Annotated in this window: 4 protein-coding genes; all 4 read left to right on the forward strand. The window is 38.8% G+C overall.

Annotated features, from left to right (window positions below):
• Window positions 1-229 precede the first annotated feature (229 nt).
• Window positions 230-1,783, forward strand: coding sequence for a helix-turn-helix domain-containing protein (locus tag AC06OU_RS12840; RefSeq protein WP_475856247.1), 1,554 nt, complete (start codon window positions 230-232; stop codon window positions 1,781-1,783).
• Between the two features lie 111 nt (window positions 1,784-1,894).
• Window positions 1,895-3,064 carry a metal-dependent hydrolase family protein gene (locus tag AC06OU_RS12845; RefSeq protein ID WP_475856249.1) on the forward strand — a complete coding sequence of 390 codons (1,170 nt, stop codon included), beginning with the start codon at window positions 1,895-1,897 and terminating at the stop codon, window positions 3,062-3,064.
• A gap of 16 nt (window positions 3,065-3,080) precedes the next feature.
• Window positions 3,081-4,214 (forward strand): M24 family metallopeptidase, encoded by a 1,134-nt coding sequence (locus AC06OU_RS12850; protein WP_475856251.1) that lies wholly within the window; start codon window positions 3,081-3,083, stop codon window positions 4,212-4,214.
• A 21-nt stretch (window positions 4,215-4,235) separates the two neighbouring features.
• The coding region (locus AC06OU_RS12855) for a sodium:solute symporter family protein (RefSeq protein ID WP_475856253.1) at window positions 4,236-5,226 on the forward strand (991 nt) is incomplete at its 3' end.

The raw sequence follows: 5,226 nt of genomic DNA on the forward strand, positions 1-5,226 counted from the left end.
TGTTATTTGAGGACGGTTACGTAAGAAAAGTGGTTGATTTTTATTATATGGATATTATTACGGGTGCCAGGCACCTGTCATAATATCCATATAATAATGGGGGGAATAATGGGGGGATAGTGAGGAATAGAAGGGTAATAATAGCTGCTTGGATAAATAGTTAGAAAAGTGACTAAATTTTCTGTTAGTATGTTATTTAAATATATTAATGATGTGGGTGGTGATTGGTTTGGTTTCAGTTGAGCAGTTGGCTTGTAGGCTAGAGAAGTATGGGATTCTTTTGGTTGGTGGGGAGAAAGGGAAGGGAAGAGGAATAGATTATATTAATATTCAGGAGCTTCCGTTAAGGAGTGAGCGTGTTCATCCTTTTGGGTTTATTTTGACTACTTTTGCGGCTTTTGAGGGTGAGCAGGGAATCGTTTCGCATGTGGAATGGCTGATTTCACGAAAGATATCAGCACTAGGTATCCATGCTGCTGGTTGTGCGGTGGTTCCAGAAAGCTTGTTGGAGCTTGCTAATACGCATTCGCTTCCTATTTTTACAATACCAATTGATTTGTCTTATAAGGAGATTTTTAAAGAATTTAATGAGCTACTTTTAGGAGAGAATGATGCTCTTCGTGTACAAATTGAGGAGATGAATCTTCAATTACTAGAGGCAGTTGCCCAAGATAAGGGAGTTAGTTATATCGTTGCAACATTAGGGAAGTATCTTGCTTCACCGATCGTTTTTCTGGATCAAAGCTTAAACATTGTTTCTATTTGGACTAACAATACATATAATCGAGAGGAATATAGCCTTACAGTTAAAGCCGTTTTAGAGCAAGAAAAAGAATGGTTATACAAAGGCAAATACATGGAGGTAGAAAAGGTATTGACCGAGTCGTTTTCTACACAGCATGATTTGGCATTTTCGGTTCTCCCAATTATGGAGCATACAGAAAATCACGGATTCTTAATCATATGCAATAACGGAGTAGAGGAGTTGATGGTTAACTCTGCCATTCAGTATGGGAGGACGGCATTACTGCTGGATGCCGTAAAAAGAAAATCGTTAGAGCGTTTCTTGAAAAACCAAGAGATACGAACATTGGAAGGGATTATTGAAAATAAACGCCGAGAATCTAGTCGCTCTTCTAGCCTTTCTTCTTCTCTAAAAAAAATGCCTTATCTGTATGTATTTCGTTTTGATAATGAAGATTTAATCAATTATGGATTTACCGTCATTTACGATAAGCTGGGTGGAATAAATTCAGATAATATTATTTGGATATATGAACAGGAGGTTATCTGCCTCACTTCTATTCCTTATGAAACACAACATTTGAAGGGGTTATTATCTACTTTGCAAGGAGTTCATTGTGGAGTCAGTGATGGTAGACCGATCAGGAGTGAGGCAGATCTTTCGCTTAAGTATAAACAAGCAAAGCGTTGTTTAGAGCTTACAGATCAATGGAATAGCAATCTAATTCTATTCCAAAACATAGGTGTGGAAAGATTTTTATTTTTGATTAAAGAGGAGAGCTCGATGCAGGAGGCAGCAAGGGGATTGCTTAAGCCTTTATTAGAATTTGATGAATGTAATCATGCAGAATTAACAAAAACATTGGATGTCTATTTAAAGAATTTTTTTAGTCTGAAAAAAAGTGCAGAGGAATTATTTGTCCATCGTAATACTGTGAGCTATCGACTAGAAAAAATTCAAGATCTATACCCGGATATTAGCTTTGAAAATCAAAATCATTACCTACTATTTGCGATTGCCTTAAGGTTAATCGACTAATTTTGTTTAGAGGCTATAAAATAGTCTCTTTTTTTTGTGCTCCTTAACTAATGAAAAATTTATTAGAAAAATCTAAAATTTCTATTAACTAAAGAGAGGACGGGGATATAGATGCAGACTATTTTGTATAACTGCTCGTTAATTGACGGACTAAATAAAGATATAAAGGAAAACGCTTATCTGATAATAGAGGATAAAAAAATAGTAGAGGTTGGCACTGGAAAAGTAGAGCAGACGGAATCTGCAAATTTAGTTGACGTAAAGGGAAAATTTGTTATGCCAGGGTTAATTGATTGTCATGTGCATTTAGTGTGGGATGGAACGGAAGATCCGCAAAAGAAGATAGAGCATCTAGACGAATCGAAGGTTGCCCTGCAGGCTTACTCGCATGCACTTCTAACGATAAAGGAGGGGATCACCACAGTTCGAGATGTTGCCTCTCCAGGGAAAAGTGTTTTAAATTTACGAGATGTGATAAATAGCGGAAGTTTAATTGGCCCGACAATTGTTGCTTCTGGTCCTGCAGTTTGTATGACAGGGGGACATGTCCATTACTTAGGTAAAGAAGCAGATGGTCCCGATGCTGTTCGGCGAGCTACCCGTGAGGTAATGAAGGAAGGCGCTGATCTGATCAAGCTTATGGCAACTGGAGGTATTTATACATTTGGAGAGGAGCCAGGTTCTCCGCAGTTAAATGTGGAGGAGATGAAGGCGGCTGTCGAGGAGGCACACAAGAAGAATAAGAAGGTAGCAGCACATGCTGAAGGCTTGATAGGAATTCACAATTGTATAGAGGCAGGAGTGGACACAATTGAGCATGCCATTTATGCAGATGAAAGTGCACTCAAAAAAATGAAGGAGAATGACACTTATTTAGTGCCCACGATGATTGTTATGAAAAGATTAGCTACGGATGAGCATATACCAGCATGGGCGTTAGAAAAGGCAAAGCATGTAGTGGAACCACATGAGAACATGCTAAAGCAGGCTGTACAGCTTGGAGTAAAGATAGCAACTGGGACAGATTGTGGTTCACCGGTTACTCCACCGAGCTACTATTTTGACGAATTATTAATAATGGAGGATGCGGGAATGTCTAGAATGGAAGTTCTTCAAGCATCTACACAAGTAGCTGCAGAATGTTTAGGGCTGAGTGATAGGGGCTTATTAAAGAAAGGAATGTACGCAGATCTACTAATTTTGGAGGATAACCCATTAGACGATTTATCTATTTTGAAGGGTAACAAGAGGATTATGAAGGATGGACTCTTTATTAATTAAGAAAGGGGATAAGCATATGAATTTAGAAAAGAGGGTACATCAGTTACGCCAGGTAATGGATGACAAGGAACTGACATGTTCAGTTATTTTGAACTTTGAAAACCAATATTATTTTAGTGGATTAAAGGCAATCACATATTCTAGACCGATAGTTTTGTTTGTAGATCAACAACATACAAAACTAGTAGTGCCATCTTTAGAAGAGACTCATGCCAAGGAAAAGTCTATAGCGGACCAGCTACTTGTTTACTATGAAACACCTTTGCATCAAACACAGGCTAATTCTTATATAGAACTATTTGAAGAAGTGATTACCTCTTATCCAAAAAATTCTAAGATTGGAGTCGAGTTTGCCTCACTCCCAGTTGAACTAGGAAAGAGGTTGAGAGATAAGGGATTTGATTTAGTTAGCATAGATGATGAAATTATCCATATGAGAGCTATTAAAGAGGAAGCAGAGATAGAACAAATTATTGAATCAGGTAACTTGGTCAGCCTGGCATTAAAAGAGTCGTTAGAGCATGCAACACCTGAAATGACTGAAATGGAGATAGATCAATTTGGAAATACAGCTCTTTTTCTAGAGGTAGCAAAGAGGCATCCTAATTCGACGTTAGATTACTTCGTTATGTCACCTTCTGGAATAGAACGTACGAATATGCCGCATGTCTTCTCTAATACAAGGCAGCTTAATAAGAATGATCTTGTGATTCACAGCAGACAGGTTGGTATAAATGGATACCGCGCAGAATGTGAACGTACTTTTTTTGTTGGTAATCCTACATTAGAACAGGAGGAAGCATTTAAGCTTGCTCAAGAAGCGCAGCAGGCTGCATTAGACTTTATACGTGTAGGTGTAACAGCAGCAGAGGTAAACGAGGTTGCTTTACAAGTTTTCCGAGATGCAAATATGGAGCAATATGTGAGACATCGGACTGGTCATGGTATAGGGATAGGTCTTCATGAGGAGCCGTCATTAAAGTATTCTAATGACCTTGTATTACAGGAAAATATGGTGTTTTGTGTGGAGCCTGGGCTATACATACCTGGTGTTGGGGGCTTTAGGCATTCAGATACAGTCATTTTAAGGGGGGAGGGGACACAGTTAATTACTCATTATCCAAGTAAGTTAGAGGATTTAATTTTATAACTAATTAGGGGAGGGAAAGGAATGAGTATTTATTTAATAGCCGTCGTTATTTATTTAGCTGTAATGGCCTTGATGGGGGTTTACTTTAGTAAAAAATCAATTGAGACTAGCAAAGATTTTATGGCAGCAGGCAGAACACTCCCCTTATGGGTTATGACTGGAACTTTATTAGCTACCTTTGTAGGTTCAGGAACGGTTGTGGGTGGAGCAAGCTTCATTTATCAATATGGTCCATGGGCAGCCATTTTCAATCTGTCGGGTGGCATCTTCGGTATTATCGTACTTTATTTTATCGCAGGTAGGGTTCGAAAAGGGGAAGCTTTTACTGTTCCAGAAATTATTGAAAAGCGTTTTGGAAGTCAAGCCAGACTTGTTGCAAGTATTTTAATACTTCTGGCGTATGTAGGAATTACGGCTTACCAGTTTACTGGTGGAGCTTACGTTTTACAAATTACAACCGGATTACCTATACAGACAGGCGCCATTATCATCGCCATACTTGTTATTTTCCTTACAGTAAGTGGGGGGTTATTCTCGGTTGCATACACAGATGCGCTAAGTGCACTGTTAATTGTTTTTGGTTTTTTAGTAGGGTTACCTTTCGTGTTAAATGGAGTTGGAGGCTTGGAGGGATTGTCTCTAAATCTTCCAGAGCAGACAAAGCAATGGAATGGCGGGCTTAGTAACTTGCAATTATTAGGGTATTTCTTACCTTTGTTTTTATTGATACTTGGTGATCAAAACATGTATCAGCGCTTTGCTGCGGCAAAGGATGAAAAAACTGCAAGAAAGTCTACGATAGGTTTTTTTGTAGGAAGCGTTCTGGTAATTGGATTAACGATAACTTTTGCAACTGCGGCAATTGTGATGTTCCCTAATATTACTCCTGATACTGCAGTGCTGAATATGGCGATTAATGGATTGCCATTAGGAATCGGGTTGGTCGTTCTCTGTGCGTGCGTTGCCTTTATCATCACCACGGGAACGTCGTATTTACTCTCGGCTTCAGGAA

It is taken from the genome of Psychrobacillus sp., assembly GCF_056205495.1.

Bases quoted from the DNA above. Each gene is read 5' to 3' on its own strand.
- AC06OU_RS12845 (WP_475856249.1), top strand. From the start codon at position 1,895: ATGCAGACTATTTTGTATAACTGCTCGTTAATTGACGGACTAAATAAA.
- AC06OU_RS12850 (WP_475856251.1), top strand. From the start codon at position 3,081: ATGAATTTAGAAAAGAGGGTACATCAGTTACGCCAGGTAATGGATGAC.